Source organism: Ammonifex thiophilus, assembly GCF_003368535.1.
GTDB classification, from domain to species: domain Bacteria; phylum Bacillota; class Desulfotomaculia; order Desulfotomaculales; family Ammonificaceae; genus Ammonifex; species Ammonifex thiophilus.
Map to the genome: position 1 here is coordinate 55,382 of NZ_QSLN01000006.1, position 18,395 is coordinate 73,776.

The window sequence follows — 18,395 nt, forward strand, 5'->3', positions numbered from 1 at the left end:
CTCCCGCTTCAGGCCAGCGTCCAGCGGTAGCCGCCGAAGGCCAGGCTTGTAGTTGCCTTAAGCTTGCCCGTTTCGGACCAGCGCTTAAGCGCCTGGCGTAGCTCGGCCTCGCTTACTCGGCGATGTAGCCGCCGCTCGCATTCTTGCAGACACTGGGTGAGATCCATCTCCCTTATGTAGCCGCCACGCCTCTCAATGAACTCTCGCACCACCGGCCAGAGATCTTCCCCTTGCTTCTGTCGGTACTCCCGCCACTCGGTGAAGGGGTCCTCGGCGTGAGGGCTACGGGTCCAACTGGCCCGCACCGTGATGGGAACAGTCCTCTGCACAATGGCCGAGGAGACAAAAGCGTTGCCCGAAGAAAGATAAGGCAGGCGGGCAATTTCCCCCGGACCCAGGTCGGTTTCCCGCTTGATAACGTCCAGGTCCTGGGCCCGCACGGTGCGGAGGATAAGCTTGGTGTTGAGCTGGGCGTTGACCGTGTCGTCGAGCAGAGAAGGGCGCTGGGTAGCCAGGATGAGGAAAACCCCGTATTTGCGGCCCTCCTGCGCTATCTCCCGGATTATGGAACGGGCAGGAGCGAAATCCCGCTCCCCGGTGACCTTGGGTACCAGAACGTGCGCCTCGTCGGTCACCACGAAAAAAGGAGGAAAATAGGGAAAGGCCTTAACGCCGTACTGCTTGCCGTCCCGGTAGTCGCGACGCCGCCGGAAGAGCCGCCTCAAGGCGTAGGCGGCAAAGAGAATGAGCTTACGCGACTCTCCCCGCACTATGCACACTTTCCCCTGCTGCAAAGCCTCCTCGATGCCGGCGGTGCCCCGGGAGCCGAAAAGGCCGATGCGATGAAGGTAATTGAGGCGCCGCTGCACAGCCTGAGCTGTGCTTTCCCCTATGCCGGCGTCGCGGAAATCCTGGTAAACCTTCAGTTTGTCTCGGTACTCCGCCTGGCGCAGAGGATCGTCGGGAAAGCGCTCCTCCGCCGGATCCTTCCCCTCCTCCAGCTTCTTTAAATCCTGCTCGAAGCGGCGGGAGAAAGTGAGCCCCTCGATGAGATAATTCAGACGCGTGCGGTAAGTCTCCAGGCTGTCGCCCACTTGCCAAAGCACCGAAGCGGCGTGATCCATCTGCTCGGTCCAGCCCTCCATGGCCGCCTTGAGTAAGGTGACCAGCTCCCCTCGATCCAGGTCTTCAAAGCGCACGTCGGCATCCTGCCCTAACTGGAAAACAAGAGCGCGCGAGGCGAGCTCTTTCTGCCGGGAGAGGAAAGGCTCGGCGAAAACTAGAGGCTCGTCGAAACTGAGCTCAAAGTGGGGATCGAAAACCAGGGTAGGAATCTCTTGGTACATGAGCTCTTCCAGCAGCACCCGCAGGGCAAAGGACTTGCCCGAGCCCGAGCCGCCAAAAATGCCCACATGAGGGTACTGGGAGAACTTGGACCAGGGGAGAAAGAAAGGAACGCCGGGCATGAGCTCAGCCCTATCTTCCCCCGGCAGGTAACGGAAAACCAGTTCCTTCAGCTCCTCCGGCAGCTCAAACTCTTCCGTCCCCCGCACCACGCCGAGCAGGGCGCCCGCCTTCTGCCAGTCCTCCGGCAGGAGGTGCGGGCGCACCTCCTCGAAGGTAGCCGGCCGTACTTTAGCCCCCACTTCCAGCGGGTGGCTCAACTCCTCCACCACCCGCACCTCGGCCAAGTAGAAGGTCTCGTGCGCCGGGTCGTAGCCCAGCGCCTGGAGCGTACCCAGAGTAGCCTCATCGATGAGGCCGGGGTGAGCGGCGTGGGCCGCCTCGGGTAGGAGCGGGTTGACGGCGTAGGTGCCCACCACCTCCACCAGCACCCCTCCCGGGTTACCCTCCACCACCAGGTACTCGTTTACCCGGAAAGGGCGCTCTCGCGTGGCCACCTTCCCCTCCACCTGACTGGTGATACCCACCAGACGCATACCTTCTCCAACCCCCGTGATTTTTTAGAAAGGGCGGCGGCGACGGTGCGAAGAGAGAAACACCTCCCGCAGCTCGGTCGGAACCGCCGCGGCCACCAAGCGCTCCACCTCGGTCCTGCTCAGGCGCACGTGGCGGTCGGCCAGATCGATGAGACTGGGTATTCCCCGGCCATCGGCCGGGGTAAGCGCCCGCAAGATTCCGAGTATCTCGGGGAGGAACTCCTCCTGCTCGGGCAGGAGATCAAAGGCCACCGGTTGGGGGTGATGACCGAAGCGGGCGAAAACCCGCAGGAAAGGCTTCCGCGCCTCCAACTCGAAAACCTCGCCCGGCGCCAGGCAGCCATAGAGCACCTCCCGATCGTGCAGCGCCGGGCCAGTAAAGGCCAGAGACTTGCCCAGCCTGCAGCTGGTTATCTCCTCTATCACTCCCACCAGCAGCACTCCCCGGTCCAGGGCTTGGCGGCGAAGCTCCTGAAAAAGCTCCTCCGCCCGATCTCTCAGGTGAACGAAACCTCCGTCGAGCATAACCAGCGCTCCCGGCAGGAGCTCTGCTACCCGCAAAGCCACCCGTAGCTCCAGAGCCGACATGCGCGCCTTTATTTGCTGCTCGGCCAGGTGATCGGACCAACCCTCCTCATCTCGCCCCTGCTCCTCTAGAGCACGCGCCACTTCCGGGTCGAGGGGTGAAAAAACTTCGTGCTCTACCAGCGGGGGCTCCAGACGGGGGAGGGCAAAAGCGGCAGCCTGCATAAGGACGAGAAAGTAGGGGTAGTGCGCACCTACCGTGCCCAGCGAGCCATCCACCGCCACCACCCGCCTTTGAGGGTGCAGGGGATCGACACGGTAAAACCTGCCTAACGCGCCCAGCCGGGAGCGGAGCTCGGAAGGAGAGGGGCGCTTGCAGAGCAGGTGGCGGCAGAGGGTAGCGAACTCGCGCAGCTTGATCACCGCCCCCTCGTTTCCCACGAGCAAGAGGTTCACCTACCTCTCCTGGCCGAAAATCTGGCGGGTCATGGTGACGATCCAGGACCAGTGCAGGTAGATGTGGACGATCACCAGGGCAACCAGTACCAGGGCCAGGTAGCGGTGAATATCGGCCCACTCGTGGCGGGTCAAGGAGAGGAAAACCTGCTCCTGGCCCCAGTGCCTCCCGTGCGGCCCCCCTCCCGAAGAGAAGGCCAGCCAGCGGACGAAGCCGGTAAACGCCATGCCAAGCCCGGTAAGGAAAAGCAAGGCGTCCACTAGGTAGTTAAGCTTGGGGCGGTTCAAAGTCTGCTTCACCCCCTTTATCTTTAAATAGTAACACATTTCACCACCACAGGCGAGAAACATCGCCGCCCCGGTGCTAAAAGCTAAGGCCGGGAGTACTCCCGGCCTTAAGTTACCGCTTCGGTGTGCCGAAACCGGTTACAGGAGGCGGCGTGCGGTCACGAAGTGGCTGTCCCAGTACTCTTCGTAAAGGGAGTTGTAGCGCACGCAGCCGCGGCTGGAACTGGCATGGATGAAGCGCCCATCGCCCAAGTATATACCCACGTGATCGATGCCGTAGCCCCCGGTGCAGAAGAAAAGCAGGTCACCGGGACGAAGCTCGTAGCGGGATACCGGAGTGCCGTAGGAGCTTTGCAGGTCGGCCCGGTGGGGGAGGTAGATGCCGAAACGTCCGAAGACGTGTTTGACAAAACCGGAACAGTCGAATCCCGTCTCCGGGTTTTCTCCCGCCCAGCGATAGCGCGTGCCCAGGAGAGATTCGGCGTAGGCCAGCAGGCGCTCCACGTCCGTTCGCCCGCCACGGGAGGGAAGAGCTGCTGGACGGCTACCGTAGTTGCCGGGGATGGTGAGCGTCTGCCCCGGGTAAATAACGGTGGACTTCAGTCCGTTGGCTTCCATCAGGTCCTGGACCGTAATGCCGTACTTTATGGCTATGTTCCAGAGACAATCGCCCGGCTGCACTACGTAGGTGGTAACCGGACCGGCCGCGGACGAGGGGGTGGGAGCCGAGCTTGTCCCCTCATCGGGCAGCACTAAAACCTGACCGGGGTAAATGGTGGTGGAAGTCAGTTGGTTAATCTTCACCAGCGTCTGCCAGGTGGTTCCGTGAGCAACGGCTATACTCCAGAGGCAATCGCCCGGCTGCACTATGTAGGTGGCCGCCTCCGCTCTTCCAACCCCTATCCCTAAGACCAGCACGAAAGCCAGCAGAAATAGAAAGGCTTTGGCGTTCCCGGACAGAAATCTCGCCCCCTTTCCTTAATTTCTCTCTTTCTCTTCGTCCTCTTCGGCCGTGCTCCCTTGTGGATAACTTTCTGATGTCAGAAAACTTTAGTTTAAAAAAGAAAAAAGGCGAGACAGTTTTGCTGTCTCGCCTCTAGCTTAAAGGAGATTAAATCGGCTTACTCCACCGCTTTTCAACAAAGCGCCATAAAGCCTCGCGCTCGTTCGGCAACCGGCCACTCTGCACCTCGCGTAAAAGCTCTCTTTGTACTTTCCCTATCTGCGGCCCCTCCCCCAAAATAGCCACCAGATCCTTGCCAGCCAAGGCCAGTTCCGAAGGGTAGAAGGGGGTCCGAGCTAAGGTCTCCTTCACCATTTCCCGAAACCTATCGAGTTCCCGCAAGCCTTCCTCCGCCTCCACCTTTCCCCCCCTGAGATCGGCCCGGCGCAGGGCGAAGAGCTCCTCCAGTGCTTCCTCCAACTCCTGCCGGCGGGGGAGGTCGGCGGCAAGCCGCCCCAGCCACCTGATTACTGTGCGCTCCCTCATGTTACAGGAAAACATGTGGCAGCGGACCAAAAAAACCGCACGACGGGCAACCTGAGGGCGGACGCGCAGGCGCCGCAAAATCCTGGCTGCCAATTGAGCGGAGCGCACCTCGTGTCGGTGGTCGCAGAGTTCTCCCCGCCGGTTGAGCTTCCTTACCCCCGGCAACCCTTTGGCCACATCGTGCAGAAGGGCGGCCCAGCGCAGGGCGATCCGGGGCGGCGAGTTCCGTAAGACGGCCATGGTATGGCTCCAGACGTCGTACCGGTGGTAGCGTGGGTTTTGCTCCACACCGTAGAGGCGAGCCACCTCGGGGAGGATCAAGACCTGCTCCTCCCGTCCCCTGTTCCTTCCTCGGCAGGAAGAAAGGAGTAACCCTGCTTCCCGCATAAGCTCAAAGCCCACGTCGGGGTGGTCGGACACGAGGATGCGTTCTATTTCATCCCGCACCCGCTCCACAGAAAGGCGGGCCACTCTCTCCCTCACCTGGGAAAGGGCTGATCTTGTACGGGGCTCCACCCGATAGCCAAGCTGGGCGGCGAAGCGACAGGCTCGAAAAGCACGTAAGGCGTCTTCCTGGAAGCGCTTCACAGGGTCTCCCACCGCCCGGATAATCCCCCGGCGCAGATCTTCCTGACCGCCGAAGGGGTCGTAAAGCTTTCCCCGCAGGTCCATGGCCATGGCGTTAATGGTAAAGTCCCGCCGCGCCAGGTCCTCCTCCAACCGGCTGAGGAAGTCGACTTTCTCCGGTCGGTGAGGATCCTCCCCGTAGACCTCACTGCGGAAGGTGGCCACTTCCACCAAACCACCTTCTGCCAGCACCCCCACCACGCCGAAGGCCGCCCCGTAGGTAACCGCTTTCAAGCCCGACCTTACGACCAGGTCCAGCACTTCCTGCGGCCGGGCAGAAGTGGCCACGTCGAGGTCCACCGGGGGCTTCCCCAGAAGATAGTCCCGCACCGCTCCACCCACCACATAAGCCTCAAAGCCCGCTTCTTCCAGCATTTTCAGCACTTTGACCAGCGGAACAGGCCAATTCACCACCAAACAAGTTCTCCTTTCTTCATTCTTTAGTCGACACCTTTAACCACCGCCAGAGGGCACATGCGCGCCACCTTACGGGTTATTCCTCGGTCTACCAAGGTCTGGATTACTTGCTCGATGTCCTTATAGGCAGTAGGAGACTCGTCCAGCAGATCCTTGTAAGAACGCACGTTATAAACCACATCCCCCATGGCTCGCTCGAACTCTTCTTTGGTTATCTTTTTCTCCGCCGCCGTGCGGGAGAGGAGTCTCCCCGCCCCGTGGTTTACCGAGAAGAAGGTCTCAGCAGCCTTCTCCGTGCCCACCAATACGTAGGAGGATGTTCCCATGCTTCCCGGAATCAGGGCCGGATGCCCGGTGCGACGGTAAACGGGAGGGTTGGCCGGGTGGCCGGCACAGAGGGCCCGCGTGGCTCCCTTCCGATGTACCAGCAGGCGCCTCCCCCCGTGTTCTTCCCACTTGGCTATGTTGTGGGCCACATCGTAGACCAACTGAAAGCCCATCTCCTCGGGCGACTGCCCCAGAACGTCGGCGAAAGCGCGGGCTACGTCGGCCATGATGATCTGCCGGTTGGAGAAAGCATAGTTCACCGCGCAGGCCATGGCCTGATAGTAAGCTTTACCTTCGGGTGAGTCGATAGGGGCGCAGGCTAAACCCCGATCTGGCAACTCTATGCCGTAACGCTTGGCTGCCGCGGCCAGCTTGTTGGTGTAGTCGGTGCAGATCTGGTGCCCGAAGCCCCGGCTGCCGGTGTGGATCATTATCGTGAGCTGCCCCTCGAAAAGGCCAAAGCTCCGGGCCAACTCCTCGTCGAAGATATCCGTCACCCGCTGGATCTCGATGAAGTGGTTACCCCCGCCCAGCGTCCCCAGTTGCACCTCTCCGCGTTCACAGGCCCGGCGGGAGCAGGCCGAGATGTCTGCTCCGGGAAGACAGCCCATCTCTTCGATGTACTCCTCATCCCCTGGTCGCCCGAAGCCTGCCTCGATCACCGCCGTAACGCCTCGGTGCACCACTTCTTCGAAAATGCGCCGCGTGATCCCCTGATGCTTCCCCTTCTTGCCTATGCCCGTGGGCACGTAGTGCTCTATCCGCTCGATCAAACGGCGCAACAGGCTCTTGTTGAAGTGGCGGGCTTCCAAGTCGGTGCGGATGAGCCGCACCCCGCAGTTTATGTCCATTCCCACCGCTCCTGCCGATATGACCCCATCGGGGGCTACCGCCATTATTCCACCTATGGGAAGGCCGAAGCCTTCGTGGATGTCGGGCATGCCGATTACCGGCTCCACCACCCCCGGCAGACAAGCAGCGTTCATCAGCTGCTCCAAAGCCTTATCTTCTCCCAGGAAGCGGCGAAGATAGTCGTTAACGTAGATCACGGCGTCGACCCGCATTTTTCCCCGCCGGGGAATCCGGTAGCGGTTAAGGCCGTCGCGTACCAACTCCATAAATCATCCTCCTCCCCTTTAGCCCCTTTTTAGAAGGTGCTTAGAGGTAAACGCGTGGCACTCTGGCGCTCACGGCGCAGACCACTTCGTAGTTAATAGTGCCGATTTTTTCTGCCAACTCCTCCACCGGCAGGGAGACCTCCCCCTGCCTGCCGAAGAGTACCACTTCTTCCCCTGGCTCCACCTCTCCCAGTTCGGTAGCGTCTACTATCAGTTGATCCATGCACACCCTTCCCACCACTGGCAAGCGGCGCCCGCGCAGCAAAACTTCCCCCTTGTTGCTCAGAAGGCGGCTGTAGCCGTCACCGTAACCCGCCGACACCGTGGCCAGAAGGGAAGGACGGGGGGTGCGATAGGTCCAGCCGTAGCTCACCGGGAAACCTGCTTCTACCCGCTTCACCTGCACCACCCGGGCCTTCAGGGTCATGGCCGGGCGTAGATTTACCTGGGCCGAAGGGAAAGGGAGAAGCCCATAAAGCATGATTCCCGGCCGCACCAGATCCAGGTGCGATTCCCGAAAGCGGATCAGAGCCGCGCTGTTGGCCGCGTGCCGTAGAGGAATGGAGAGGCCCGCCCGCTCCAACTCCTCTAATAGCATTATAAACTTTTCCAGTTGGCTGCGGGTGGGCTTTTCCTCGGGCAAGTCGGCGCAGGCGAAGTGGGTGTAAATGCCTTCAACCTCCACCCGGGGAAGGGTGGCCAAGCGCAGAATGGCTTCTTTACCGGCGGGTCCGGCTTTAAAGCCCAGCCTCCCCATGCCCGTGTCCACTTTAAAGTGCACCTTCAGCCGTTTGCCCTCCCGCTGGGCTATTCCCGCCCACTCGCGCAAGATTTCTTCACTGTAAGCGGTCAGAGTTACCTCCTGGGCTAAAAGAGCGGGGCACTCGGCCGGATGCACGTACCCCAAAACTAAAATGGGGTGGTCCACCCCTTCACGTCTGAGCTCTAAGGCCTCCTGCCCTCGCGCCACTCCCAGCCAGTCCACGCCCGCCTCTTCCAAGATCTTGGCCACCGGTACTAGCCCGTGCCCGTAGGCGTTGGCCTTTACGATTCCCATTATCCGGACCGAGGGCCCGACTGTCTCCCTCACCACCCGCAAGTTGTGCTGCAGGGCCTCCCGGCTGACTTCAGCCCAGACAGGACAATCCATGCTGTTCCTTGGCCTCCTCCGTCGCAGCGGTGTGTCGCCAAGCCAAAGGTAGCTTCTCTAGCAGGTCCCCGGCTACAAGCCCAGCCTCTCCCTTCTCTTCCGCCGCCAGATCCCCGGCCAGCCCATGGAGGTAAACCCCGGCCGCTGCCGCCCGGAAGGGATCGAGCCCCTGCGCCCAGAGTGCGGCTATGACCCCGGTCAGCACATCCCCCGTCCCACCAGTAGCCATCCCCGGATTGCCCGTGCTGTTTATCCCCGTGTACCCATCGGGAGCAGCCACTACGGTACGGGCCCCTTTGAGAACCACCACCGCCTCCCATTCCCGCGCCGCCCTTTCCGCCACTTCCACCCGCTTGTCGGCCAACTCCGCCGCCTTCACCCCTAAAAGCCGAGCCATCTCCCCAGGGTGAGGAGTGAGGATTAGGGGTGAGGAGCGCCGCTTCAGAAGGTGCGCCTCGCCGGCGAAGGCGTTGATACCGTCGGCGTCCAGCACCAGGGGAAGATCGATTTCCGCCACCATTCTCTTCACCAGCTCCACGGTCTCGGGATGTCGGCCAAGACCCGGACCCAAAGCGCAAACCGTAAAGCGGGGGAGAAGGGGCTTTAGGCTCTCCCAGGCCGCGCAAGATAACTGTCCTTCCGGCGTTTCCGGCAGCCCCAAGGTCATGACCTCGGTAAGCTTGGCGGCCGCTATTTCCTGCCAGCTGCGGGGCACGGCCAGGGTGACCAGGCCCGCCCCGGCCCGCATAGCCGCCGCAGCGGTAAGGCAAGCGGCACCTATCATCCCCCGGCTACCCCCTACCACCAGGACGTGCCCGAAGTTTCCCTTGTGGGCCGTCGGAGGACGGGAGGGAAGCCAGGACCTTACCATCTCCCCGGTGAGGTAGTAGCGCCCCGGCCCGTTACCGGCAATGAGGGGCAAGGGCAAGCTTATATCAGCTACCAGGAGCTCCCCCACGTAACGGACGCCGGGCTCCAGCACCAGCCCCAGTTTGGGGAGGCCGAAGGTGACGGTCACGTGCGCGACTACCGCTACTCCTCTCACCTGCCCCGTGTCGGCTTCCAGGCCCGAAGGGATATCCACCGCCACCACGAAACGCCCGGAGGCGTTAAGGGCCTCCACCACCGGGCGGATTTCCGGCGGCAGCTCCCCCCGGAAACCGGTACCGTAAAGGGCATCGATCACCGCATCGGCCCTGGCTATGGCCAACTTAAAAGCCTGGGGGCCGGTGGGAGATAGGAGGGGGTAAAAATCTTGCCCCAGGCGTCGCCATATGGTGGCGTTGGTCAGGGCGTCCCCGCGCAAGCTCTCGGGCTCAGCCGCCAGGAAGACTTTTACCTGCGCCCCTTGCTGCCAGAGGTGACGGGCCGCCACTAGCCCGTCCCCCCCGTTATTCCCCCGCCCGCATAGAACCACCACTCTCTTTCCCGCCACCCGGCCCAGCCGGGAGGCCACCACCTGAGCCACCCAACGGCCGGCGTTCTCCATGAGGACTATGCTGGGAATCCCATACTCCTCCATGGCCCGGCGGTCTATTTCCCGCATTTCCGCCGCGGTGACCAGCCGCAAAACTATTCCCTCCCCTCGACGTAAGCTACAGCCACGGCGTAGCCCTTCTCGTGAGCGATACTCAGCCAGATCTCTTTGACACCCAGTTCCTCCGCCCGGAGCTGAGCTCGGCCCAAAAGCCTCACCACCGGCCGGCCCTTACCGTCGGCCACAATTTCTATTTCCCGAAAGCTTATCCCCTGCCGCCCCGTCCCCAGCGCCTTCAGCACCGCTTCTTTGGCAGCAAAACGCCCGGCCCAAAAGCAAAGGGCATCCCTTCTACCCAGACCCATGGCCCGCTCGCCGGGGGTAAAAACGCGGTTCAAAAAGCGATCCCCCCAGCGGCCCAGCGCCCTTTTCACCCGCGCCACCGCCACTATGTCCGTCCCTATTCCCACGAGCATCTTAGAATCCCAAAATGCGCCGAAGTTTCTTGGCTTGAGCCCGAGAGAGGGGAACCTCGCTCTTCTCCTTGTCGTCCACCACTAGGGAGTAAGTCCCGTTGAAGTAAGGAATGATCTCCTTAACCTTATGCAGGTTTACTATGAAGCAGCGGTGCGTGCGGAAGAAGATATTGGGGTTAAGGCGCGCCTCCAATTCCTTCAAGGTGAAGCGCGTCAGGAACTTGTCGCCATAGGTCTTGAGGTACACCGCATCTCCCTCGGTAAAGGCGAAAACGATGTCTCCCTCGGCCACCAGCACCGTCTTGCCGTTCTTCTCAGCCGGTATGCGGTCTATACGGGCCAGAGGCTCAGGACGGGGTTCGGCCGTGGCCGCGACCTCCCCGTTGCTTCCCTGCATGAGGCGCATGACCTTAGCAATGGCCTTGCGCAGCCTTTTCTCGTCGATGGGCTTGAGGATGTAGTCTACCGCATTGACGTCGAAGGCCTTAACCGCGTACTCGTCATAGGCGGTGACGTAAATGACGTAAGGGGGACGCGGCAACTCCTGAATGATCGAACCCAGCTCCAGACCGTTCATCCCCGGCATGGCGATGTCCAGAAAGAGGACCGAGTAGTCCAGAGCTTTTATGAGCATCAGCGCCTCTTGGGCGTTGGTGGCCTCCCCTACGACTTCCACGTTATCGATACGCGATAGGGCGTAACGCAACTCCTGCCTAGCCGGGTATTCGTCATCAACGATCAAAGCCCTGAGCTTCAACCTTACTCCCCTCCTCTTCCTTTACTTCCCGCAAAAGGGGAAGACGAAATCTCACCACTGTACCTTTGCCTGGCTCGCTTTTGATCTCCAGGCCATACCCTTCGCCGAAAAGCCCCCGCAGTCGCTCGTGGACGTTGTAAAGACCCACCCCGCTGCCCGAGGCCGAGCCGGGGGTAAGGATCCTGGGCATGAGCTCGGGAGGAATGCCCACGCCATCGTCGGCTACCTCCACCCGCATTTCCTCTCCCTGCCGCCTTATACTGATGCGCACCGTGCCCGGTCCCAGCTTGGGCGTGATGCCGTGCTTTATGGCGTTCTCCACCAGCGGCTGCAGGGTGAGCACGGGTACCAGATAATCGTAAAGGGTTTTATCTATGCTCCGGACGAAGCGCAGCTTCTGTCCAAAGCGGGCCTTTTCCAGCACTAGATAAGTGTTGACGCACTCCATCTCCTCCCGCAGGGTGGTGAAGTGACCGGTTGACTTGAGAGCGTGCCGGAAGAAAGAAGCCAGCCTTATCAGCAGGCGCCGGGCGCGGTCGGGGTTGGTGCGGCTGAACATGATGATGGTGTTCAGAGTGTTGAAAAGGAAATGCGGGTTGATTTGCGCCCTTAGAGCATCAAGCTGCGCCTTGGTTACCAATTGAGCCTGACGGTCAAGTTCCGCCAGCTCCATCTGTATGCCCAAGATCTGCGCTATACCCACCGCCAGGTTGACCAGGGTGCGCGGCAGGGGCCCCTCCTCCGTCCGGTAAAGTTTAACTGTCCCCACCACTTCGCCGCGGCATTTGAGGGGGACAATCACCGCCGCCCCCAGGGGGCACACGCAATCCTTGACCGGGCACTCGAAATCGGCTCGCCGCTCCACGACCTTTATCTCTCCCGTTTCGATCACCCGCTTGGTGGCGTGGGTGACTATTCCCCCGCCCGGCGGGTGCCGGTCGCAGCCCGGCCCCAGGAAAGCCAGAATCCTCTCCCGGTCGGTGATGGCCACTGCCGGCACGTCACCTATGCGCTGGATGATTTCCGCTATTTTGACCGCCGTTTCCGGGTTAAGACCGCGCCGCAGATAAGGAAGGGTCTCGTCCGCTATCTTCAAGGTGGGGTCGAGCGTTTGGCTGTCCAGAGCCCGCACCGATATCCGCTCTTCCCCGCCGCGCCGGCGTAGAACAAGGAAGAGGAGCCCGTTGGCCAGGGCCAGAAAGAGGGCTGCCCGCCAAAACTGAGGCCAGAGGGCGGTAGCCACCACCAGGAGGAAAAGCTCCAGCCCCACTACCTCGGCCAGCAAGTATCCTCGGCTCTTCTCCAGGAAGCGCATGGTCTTCAAACCCCGATCTACCGAAAAGCTGCAGGTTAAGAACAATTGTAGCACAAAGGGTTTGAAGGAGAAAAGCTGGGCCAAGCCTCAGCGAAAAACATTATAATTAAGGTAGCGAAAGCAGAACGGTAGGGGGTAATGTTAGTGAGCGAGCATTCCCTGGCCGTGAAGAACCTGACCTGCGCGGCCTGTGCCGCCAACCTAGAAAGGAAGCTGAAAGAACTGCCCGGGGTGGAAGAGGCGGCGGTGAGCGTCGTTTCCGGTAGGATCCGTCTCAAGCTGAGCCACCCGGCCGCCCTGACCCAGGTGATGGACTATGTGAAGGCTGCCGGGTTCAACGTGGAACTTCTGGAGGAAGAGACGGCGAAAACCGCTTCTAAAAGAGAAGGCAAAAGCTCCGAGCTACTCTGGCCGCTGCTGGCCGCCTTCTTCCTTACCCTACCCCTTATCTACCGGAGCCTGGCCGACCTTTTTTCCTGGCCTCTCCCCTCTCTCTTGGCAGGTAACCTCGTGCCCTTCCTGTTGGCTTCCGCCGTCCAGTTCGGTCCCGGGCTTATTTTCTACCGGGGAGCCTGGCGGGCAATGACCAGCCGCACCGCCACCATGGACACTCTGGTAGCTCTGGGAACTACCGCCGTCTACATTACCCAGGTCGTCAACTGGCACCACGTGCTCCCCTCTCACCACGAGCCGGCAGGGGTAATAATCACGGTTATCCTGCTGGGCCGCTACTTGGAAGAAAAGGCTCAGCGGAGGACGGGAGAGGCTTTGCGAGAACTCCTCTCGCTCAAGCCCCAGAAAGCCCGGGTACTGCGGGGAGGCAGAGAAGAAGAGGTGCCTTTGGAAGAGGTTAAGGTGGGAGAACTCTTGGTGGTGCGGCCGGGGGAGCGAATACCGGTGGATGGAGTGGTAGAAAAGGGATTTTCGACCGTGGACGAGTCTTTGCTCACCGGGGAGAGCCTGCCAGTGGAAAAGCTACCTGGCGACCAAGTCGCCGGAGGCACCCTCAACCACAGCGGTGTGCTTTATCTTCGCGCCACGCGGGTCGGTAGCCAGACCACCCTGGCGCGCATCATCCGGCTGGTGACCGAAGCTCAGGAGCAAAAAGCGCGCTCGCAGCGCCTGGCCGACCGGATAGTAGCCCACTTTGTTCCCGCCATACTCGTCCTCTCCCTCCTTACCCTGGTAGGGTGGGGCGTCTTCCGGGGAGACTGGGAGCGAGGATTGTGGCAGATGATAGCTGTGCTGATGGTGGCCTGCCCTTGTGCCCTAGGGCTGGCCACCCCCACAGCGGTCATCGTGGGGTTAGGAAAAGGGGCTAAGGCGGGAGTACTCTTCCGGGGAGGGGAGTATCTGGAAAAAGCCGCCCAGATCGATACCGTGGTTTTTGACAAAACTGGAACTTTAACTCACGGGAGGTTAGAGGTCACCGGGTTTTACCCGGCGCCGGGCTTTGACCGGGAGAAGGTCCTCTCCCTGGTGGCTGCTGCCGAAGCTTTTTCTGAGCATCCGGTAGGACGGGCCTTGGCCCGCCTCGCACCAACTCCCTCCGCAATCGCCGGAGAAATCCAGGCGCGGTCCCTACCCGGCTTCGGCCTAGAGGCCCAAGTACAAGGGAGAGAGGTTCTTCTGGGAAAGGAAGAGCTGCTCCATGAAAAGGGTATAGACACGAAGGCGCTGACAGAGAAAGCTCGGGAACTCGTCTCTCGGGGTATCACGGTCATCTTTGTAGCCGTTGACCGCCGCCTGGCCGGGATAATAGGCGTGGCGGATTCCGTCCGGGAAGAAGCACGTGGCACTGTAGAAAAACTAGAACGCCTGGGGATAAAGGTCGTCCTAGCCACGGGAGACAACCCGGAAACTGCCCGACGTGTAGCTGAAAGGGCCGGGATCAGCACCTGGTATGCTGGCCTTTTGCCAGAAGATAAGGTGAAACTGGTAAAAGAACTGCAGCGGGAAGGGCGGCGGGTAGCCATGGTAGGGGACGGGATTAACGACGCTCCCGCTCTGGCCTCGGCCGACCTTAGCTTGGCAATAGACACGGGTACGGATGTAGCCGCCGAGGTAGCGGGAGTAATTCTCTTCCGGGGAGACCTGCGGGGAGTAGAGAGAGCGCTTATACTGGGTAAGGCGGTAGCCCGCAAGATAAAGCAGAACCTCTTCTGGGCCTTTATTTACAACACCCTGGCCCTACCGGCAGCGGCCTTGGGATTCCTTTCGCCGGTAATGGCCGCTGCGCTTATGGGGCTAAGCAGCGTTTCGGTCGTTTCTAGCTCTCTTTTGCTTTACCGGTTGAGAATGTAATCAGGCCGCCCAAACCGCAAATTTCCCCCTCACTCGCCCCAGTATATATGGAAGTAAGGGCATTCTTCGTAGCACTCCCCTTTGCCCTGATCAGTTTCCTCTGCCACCAGGCGTGCCTTTTCGTCCCTCACTTTGATGAACCACTGACGGAGTTCGTCGCTGATTATGTGGATATCCTTCTTCACTATGAGGCGGTCCCCGCGAAATTCTCCGTAGACAATGCAGCCCAAGTTGACGGGAAATTCATAAAGAGCCTCCATTACCAGAGCGTAGCCGGTGGTGGTGAGCCGGTGAAAGTCGCGCTGCCGGTCAAATTTTATGTCTGTGACCATAGGCTCCCAGAAAACAAAGGCATCGGTGCTGAGGTTGGGGCTTAAGCCCAGAAAGGAGCCATCCAGCTTCTGTTCCACCACTATCGGCAGGGCCAAGCTTACCAACGAATCTTCCCCCGATATACGGCTGCTTGGTAAGAATCTCCTGGAGCCGCGCCTCGAGCTCCGCATAGAGTTCGGGATCGGCCACTCGCCGGTACTTGGCAAAGTATTTGAGCACATTGGCCTGATTTTTAAGTTTCCCTTCGATAAAAGCTATGGCCAGCGCCGCACCGCGGGCATCGTTGTAAGCCAAAATTTGCTCCCGGCGCGTTATTACCGTGCCGCTGAGCTGAGGCGAGCTTACCTTTTCTCAGCACTCCTAAGCTTCTTCTCCGGCAACCGCCGCCTCCTCGAGCGCTCCTTCCTCGAGCTCCCCCGCTTCTACTTCCGGCTCTTCCCGGTAAAGGTATTTGAGATCTAGATACTCCACCGTATAGCGAATTTTGGTGCGCAGGCGCTGAGCTTTGGGGTTGTTGAGTAATTTTTGTAGTAATTCCTCCAAATTAACTTCAGGCCGCCAGCCATAGGCCTGGGCATGGAACTCCGCCACCTTGGAAAGCATTCTCTGTACCTCGGAGCTGGATAGAGGATTTAGATCCACCACATCTCGCAGTAGGGCATCGATAGCCTGCCGAGCGCGCTCGGCCTTTTCCGGTTCCCCTTTTGTCCTGAAGCGCGCCGTCACTTCTTCTTTGTCCGGGCGGTGCCGCTCCTGAGGAAGCAACCTAAATTCCCATAGCTGATGAGCGGTACTGAAAACTGCGAAGGTATGGGGAAGCTCCTTCCCCTCCTGAGGAAAGAGGAAACGGGCCAAGTTGAAATAGGATTCGGAGCGGGCGGCAAGCCCGAGGGTACCCACTAGCTCAAACTCGTCAAACAGGATGACCCAGCCGGCAAAGCCGCGCTTTTTGATGAGTTGGGCCAGGAAGCGGAAGTAATCCCAGGCATCGGCTTGAGGGCGGAAGGGAGGAGTTTTCAGTGCCCGGCCAAAGTTTAAGCGGTGCAGCGATTTCAACTGGGCCAGGGGTATCCACTCCCCGGCCAAATCGCTGTAAAGCAGGTGCTGATGGTAGGTATCGCCGGTTGCCAGATAATTTTTTAGCACGTAGAAGAGCTTGGGGTGCAACTCTTCCCGAACAGCGGCCAGTAAATCCTCGGTTAAAGGGTGGCCCGGGCGCAAATCGCGTAGCAGTACCTCAATCCCCGGATCCTCGGTTCCGGGCAGATAGGTCCCGGCCACCACCTTGGGATAGACCCGGTCAAGGCGATTAAAGGGCGTCTCTTTGCTCAGCACTACGAAGCTGACGGCAAAGTTCTTCTCCCGAGCCCGGTTAAGGACTAGGTTGAGAAAGTGGGTCTTGCCCTCGCCAAAATGGCCGCGCAGTAGCAACGCCCGCGGGCGTCCCTCTCGGGACACTTCCTCCAGATCGCGCTCTACCCGCTCCAGCAAGGCCTCCCTTCCGTAAGAAAAGATGGCCGCCAGATGCCGGGAGGTCACACCGGAACGCAGCGCCTCCACCGTGGCTACGGCCTGGTAATCACGCATTTAACTCCCTCCCGAAGAAGATACGGAATAAGAAGCTCCAGATAAGCGGTCTAGATCAAGAAAATCGCGGAATAGGTTAGGTCGGCTCCCTGTGATTTCGCACTGGATGCGCATCCACAGCGCAGAGTAGGATTTAAATCCGAGCTTATCGTCATCGACCAGCTCGCGGCCGAACCCTAGGATCCCCATAAAGTGGTGCAGAGCATCTATGCCGTCAACTAACTGCCTCACGCTTTCGTAAAACTCCTCTCGAGCAGCCCGGCCATAGAGCAGGCGCCCTGTTTCCCTCCGGGCCAGCAGCACATCGAGGTTGTCCACTACCACCAGAAGGCCCTGGTAGCCGGTCAGGCGCACCAGCTCCACCAGCGAGCGCAAGAAGAGCCGGGCGTTGTAACGGTCGATGCGGGTAAAGAGGTGAAAGCGCCTGAGTTCAGACAGGCGAGGGTTCTCACCTTTAAGCCAGGCGTAAAGCAACTCCTTGTCTTCAGGATTGAGCTTTCGCTCCAAAGCCCCGAGTTCGTCGGCCGCCAGCTGCATAACCGCCGTGGCAAAAGCCCGGGTTATAGCCTGGTTGCGAAAAAGATCGCGCTCCAGCACGGAGCGAGTTTCCGGGCGCAGCCGCTCGGGAACCCGCCCGTGCACCTCAACCGCCCAGTCCACAAAGGTCTTGCCTGCCGGTACCTCGTCCGGGGCATAACCCAATTGCTCTATCACCCGTCGGGCGTAGCTTCGCAGGTATCCCTCGAGATCCAACTCAGAGGTTATGGCCTGATAAAGGTTGTTGATGAGGTGCATTTTGGTCACCGCCGCCGCGTCCACCTGCGCCACCGCGTACCCGCAACCAGCCGCCTGACGCGCCAGCTCCCGGAAGAGCTCCGCCCGGAGCTCCGGCCGGTCGCTCATATAAAATTTGATCTTGCTGCCCCCGGCCTTGATAAACCCTTCCAGGTATTCTTCGCGGAAGAAGTCAACGAAGGAAGCGTACACTATTCCCCACCTCCCCCGACGAAGCGCAGACTGGTGAAACGGAGCTCGCGCCCCTGCTCGTCGTAGATGACTATGGGTTTAATGCGGCGGGCCGGCTCCCCCAACTCCAGCAAGCGCCCGTCAGAAGCTCTGCGTATCTCGGAGCGAAGAAGACGGTAAAGGTCGAAAGCAAACATGCCGCGAGAGTAATGCCTCTTGTAGCCGGGATGGAGCACCAACTGGTCATAAACATCCGCCAGGGGAATGCTGGTGCCGGGCGGGAACTCCACCTTTAAACGCGTTTGCTTCACCGCCAGCAAGATGTCGTACACCCGCGCCAGCGTGTCGATGAAGCGCTGAGCGTTAAAGGGAGCCCGGTAAAGCTTCTCCCGCTCCGCCTTAAGGTAGGCGGCCAGAGCTCGGGGGCGGAGCATGTGGAGGATGCGCTCGTTGACCTCTATGACCCCCCGCTCCGGATAAACTCTCACCCGAAAGGGAAAGACCTCGTAGTCAGGAAAGTTTCCGGACACCGGCAAACCTTGGGCGCGACAGGCGGATAAGAAGCCCTGATCGAAGCCCTGGCGCAGGTAATCGGAGACGGCAAAAGCGGGAAGTTTTTCTTTGAGGGAAGAGAGGGCTTCCTGCTGCTTGGTCAGGGCTGCCTGGTAGCGCTCTATTGTGCGCTGAGCCTGTTCCAAGTCGCCTTCGCGCAGCGCCCTTTCGAGTCTTGCCTGGTGGGCCAGGATCTGTTTTTTGCGCTCCAGAAGCTGCCGGCGCTCCTCTCCGAGCTCGCGATCGAGAAAGTGCTCCAGATCCACCTCGAATCTCCCTCCCTGCCGGCTT

The 18,395-nt window shown here is 60.3% G+C and carries 17 protein-coding genes; 1 reads left to right on the forward strand and 16 read right to left on the reverse strand.

Translation table 11 applies throughout. From position 1 onward, the window contains the following. Positions 1-8: 8 nt before the first annotated feature. The 11 genes from DXX99_RS05910 to DXX99_RS05960 form a co-directional block, all read right to left on the reverse strand. Positions 9-1,940 carry an ATP-binding protein gene (locus DXX99_RS05910; RefSeq protein ID WP_115792577.1) on the reverse strand — a complete coding sequence of 644 codons (1,932 nt, stop codon included), beginning with the start codon at positions 1,938-1,940 and terminating at the stop codon, positions 9-11. Between the two features lie 24 nt (positions 1,941-1,964). Continuing rightward, on the reverse strand, positions 1,965-2,921 hold the full coding sequence (locus DXX99_RS05915) for a DNA double-strand break repair nuclease NurA (RefSeq protein ID WP_115792578.1): 957 nt from the start codon (positions 2,919-2,921) through the stop codon (positions 1,965-1,967). After that, positions 2,922-3,248 carry a DUF4405 domain-containing protein gene (locus DXX99_RS05920; RefSeq protein WP_165847733.1) on the reverse strand — a complete coding sequence of 109 codons (327 nt, stop codon included), beginning with the start codon at positions 3,246-3,248 and terminating at the stop codon, positions 2,922-2,924. A gap of 99 nt (positions 3,249-3,347) precedes the next feature. After that, positions 3,348-4,127, reverse strand: coding sequence for a C40 family peptidase (locus tag DXX99_RS05925; RefSeq protein WP_115792579.1), 780 nt, complete (start codon positions 4,125-4,127; stop codon positions 3,348-3,350). Positions 4,128-4,320: 193 nt separating this feature from the next. Further along, positions 4,321-5,739, reverse strand: a complete 1,419-nt coding sequence (locus DXX99_RS05930) for a CCA tRNA nucleotidyltransferase (RefSeq protein ID WP_240610835.1) — start codon at positions 5,737-5,739, stop codon at positions 4,321-4,323. Positions 5,740-5,765: 26 nt separating this feature from the next. Then, positions 5,766-7,187, reverse strand: a complete 1,422-nt coding sequence (locus tag DXX99_RS05935) for an RtcB family protein (protein WP_115792581.1) — start codon at positions 7,185-7,187, stop codon at positions 5,766-5,768. A 40-nt stretch (positions 7,188-7,227) separates the two neighbouring features. Beyond that, positions 7,228-8,337, reverse strand: coding sequence for an alanine racemase (alr, locus tag DXX99_RS05940; protein WP_115792582.1), 1,110 nt, complete (start codon positions 8,335-8,337; stop codon positions 7,228-7,230). Beyond that, the gene (locus DXX99_RS05945) at positions 8,315-9,907 is read right to left on the reverse strand and encodes an NAD(P)H-hydrate dehydratase (protein WP_115792583.1); all 1,593 of its coding nucleotides are present in this window, start codon (positions 9,905-9,907) and stop codon (positions 8,315-8,317) included. The genes alr and DXX99_RS05945 overlap by 23 nt, the downstream gene beginning before the upstream one ends. Before the next feature lie 2 nt (positions 9,908-9,909). Further along, entirely contained in the window at positions 9,910-10,284 is a 375-nt protein-coding gene (gene acpS / locus DXX99_RS05950) for a holo-ACP synthase (protein WP_205664650.1), read from the reverse strand. A gap of 7 nt (positions 10,285-10,291) precedes the next feature. After that, positions 10,292-11,047, reverse strand: a complete 756-nt coding sequence (locus DXX99_RS12000; protein WP_115792585.1) for a LytR/AlgR family response regulator transcription factor — start codon at positions 11,045-11,047, stop codon at positions 10,292-10,294. After that, a complete protein-coding gene (locus tag DXX99_RS05960; protein ID WP_240610843.1) occupies positions 11,022-12,362 on the reverse strand; it encodes a histidine kinase in 1,341 nt (446 codons plus the stop codon). The genes DXX99_RS12000 and DXX99_RS05960 overlap by 26 nt, the downstream gene beginning before the upstream one ends. A gap of 144 nt (positions 12,363-12,506) precedes the next feature. On the opposite strand from DXX99_RS05960, the gene DXX99_RS05965 reads away from it, so the two are divergent. Then, positions 12,507-14,666 carry a heavy metal translocating P-type ATPase gene (locus DXX99_RS05965; protein ID WP_165847734.1) on the forward strand — a complete coding sequence of 720 codons (2,160 nt, stop codon included), beginning with the start codon at positions 12,507-12,509 and terminating at the stop codon, positions 14,664-14,666. Between the two features lie 29 nt (positions 14,667-14,695). Here the strand turns inward: DXX99_RS05965 and cas4 are convergent, their stop codons facing one another. The 5 genes from cas4 to DXX99_RS05985 form a co-directional block, all read right to left on the reverse strand. Further along, positions 14,696-15,094: a CRISPR-associated protein Cas4 gene (cas4, locus tag DXX99_RS12230; protein ID WP_240610836.1), complete on the reverse strand. Its 399-nt coding sequence runs from the start codon at positions 15,092-15,094 to the stop codon at positions 14,696-14,698. Continuing rightward, positions 14,976-15,293, reverse strand: a complete 318-nt coding sequence (locus DXX99_RS12235) for a CRISPR-associated endonuclease Cas1 (RefSeq protein ID WP_240610837.1) — start codon at positions 15,291-15,293, stop codon at positions 14,976-14,978. Before DXX99_RS12235 ends, cas4 begins: the two co-directional genes overlap by 119 nt. 66 nt (positions 15,294-15,359) lie before the next feature. Then, a complete protein-coding gene (locus DXX99_RS05975) occupies positions 15,360-16,586 on the reverse strand; it encodes a BREX system ATP-binding domain-containing protein (RefSeq protein ID WP_115792588.1) in 1,227 nt (408 codons plus the stop codon). Beyond that, positions 16,587-17,573, reverse strand: coding sequence for a BREX system ATP-binding domain-containing protein (locus tag DXX99_RS05980; protein ID WP_115792589.1), 987 nt, complete (start codon positions 17,571-17,573; stop codon positions 16,587-16,589). Then, entirely contained in the window at positions 17,573-18,370 is a 798-nt protein-coding gene (locus tag DXX99_RS05985; RefSeq protein ID WP_115792590.1) for a coiled-coil domain-containing protein, read from the reverse strand. The genes DXX99_RS05980 and DXX99_RS05985 overlap by 1 nt, the downstream gene beginning before the upstream one ends. Positions 18,371-18,395: the final 25 nt, after the last annotated feature.

Excerpts from the sequence above, each read along its gene's own strand:
- DXX99_RS05910 (WP_115792577.1), bottom strand. The coding sequence starts at position 1,940 with ATGCGTCTGGTGGGTATCACCAGTCAGGTGGAGGGGAAGGTGGCCACG.
- DXX99_RS05920 (WP_165847733.1), bottom strand. The coding sequence starts at position 3,248 with ATGTGTTACTATTTAAAGATAAAGGGGGTGAAGCAGACTTTGAACCGC.
- DXX99_RS05935 (WP_115792581.1), bottom strand. The coding sequence starts at position 7,187 with ATGGAGTTGGTACGCGACGGCCTTAACCGCTACCGGATTCCCCGGCGG.
- alr (WP_115792582.1), bottom strand. The coding sequence starts at position 8,337 with ATGGATTGTCCTGTCTGGGCTGAAGTCAGCCGGGAGGCCCTGCAGCAC.
- DXX99_RS05960 (WP_240610843.1), bottom strand. The coding sequence starts at position 12,362 with ATGCGCTTCCTGGAGAAGAGCCGAGGATACTTGCTGGCCGAGGTAGTG.
- DXX99_RS05975 (WP_115792588.1), bottom strand. The coding sequence starts at position 16,586 with ATGCGTGATTACCAGGCCGTAGCCACGGTGGAGGCGCTGCGTTCCGGT.